Below are 923 nucleotides of genomic sequence, written 5' to 3'. Positions count from 1 at the left end.
TGGACCGCGAGCGGTCTTCAGCCGCGGGCTTTGTCGATCAACTCGATATATTCCGGCGCGTTGCGCTGATCCTTGATCAGCTCGACGAAGGTCTTGCCGTGCTCGTCCTTGCCGTCCAGGTCGAGACCGGCCTCGCGGAAAAACACCAGAAAACGCTCGAAATCATCCACCCGCAGGCCGCGGTACGCCTTGATCAGCTTGTGCAACGAAGGCGAAGTGGCATCGACGGGTTCGAAATCCAGAAACAGCTTGATTTGCCCATCGCCAATCTCGTCACCGATCACTTGTTTCTTGTCTTTACGCATTGCCGACTCCAACTTGCTGTCACGGTCATTTCACGGGGCACGCAGTTTATACCCCGGCGCCATCCACACTCAACGCGCGCGTTGCCCGCCAACGGTATGCAGGTCGGCCCAGATATGGCCATTGGCATAGGTGAGGAACTGCACATACACGGTTTCGTTGCGCAGCATGTCGACCAGGCTGCGGTACATCGATAACGGGTAGTTGAGGGTGAGGGTCTTGCCGTCGTCATCGAAGGCCGGCTTTTTCAGGCTTTTGCTTTCGCCGTCGAAGGTGATCAGCACTTGATTGAGGGTCGCCGTCTTGGTCAGGGACTTGCCCTTCAAGCGCAGGAACAGCGGCGCCGTTACCGGGATCGGTTGCTGATTGGACAACCGTTCGTTGCCGGCGACGATGGAGTATTCAGTCACCTGCAACAGCTGCTGTTGCTCGGGCTCGCCCTCGCGCAACGACTGGTCATCCGGGGGCAGGTACTGGGAATGCAGCGGGGCAGCAGCCAGGGGCAGGCTGACGAGAACAGCGAGGGCGGCAACGGTAAGGCGCATGGCAGGCTCCAGATCGGCAGGCCTGCACTTTAGCACGGTGATGAAGCCTGCCAATGCGCGGGCAATTGGCAACCC

General features: G+C 59.4%; 2 protein-coding genes. Both read right to left on the bottom strand.

Annotated elements, in window-relative coordinates; genetic code table 11:
* Positions 1 to 17: 17 nt before the first annotated feature.
* Complete coding sequence (locus tag AC3WJP_RS29075; RefSeq protein ID WP_493724601.1) at positions 18 to 305, bottom strand: PA4642 family protein; 288 nt, start codon at positions 303 to 305, stop codon at positions 18 to 20.
* Positions 306 to 374: 69 nt separating this feature from the next.
* Complete coding sequence (locus tag AC3WJP_RS29070; protein WP_493724602.1) at positions 375 to 848, bottom strand: hypothetical protein; 474 nt, start codon at positions 846 to 848, stop codon at positions 375 to 377.
* Positions 849 to 923: the final 75 nt, after the last annotated feature.

The organism is Pseudomonas sp. GW821-FHT01A09, assembly GCF_058986725.1.
Note: the sequence above shows the minus strand (reverse complement) of the source record. Positions and strands in the feature narration are given on the sequence as shown.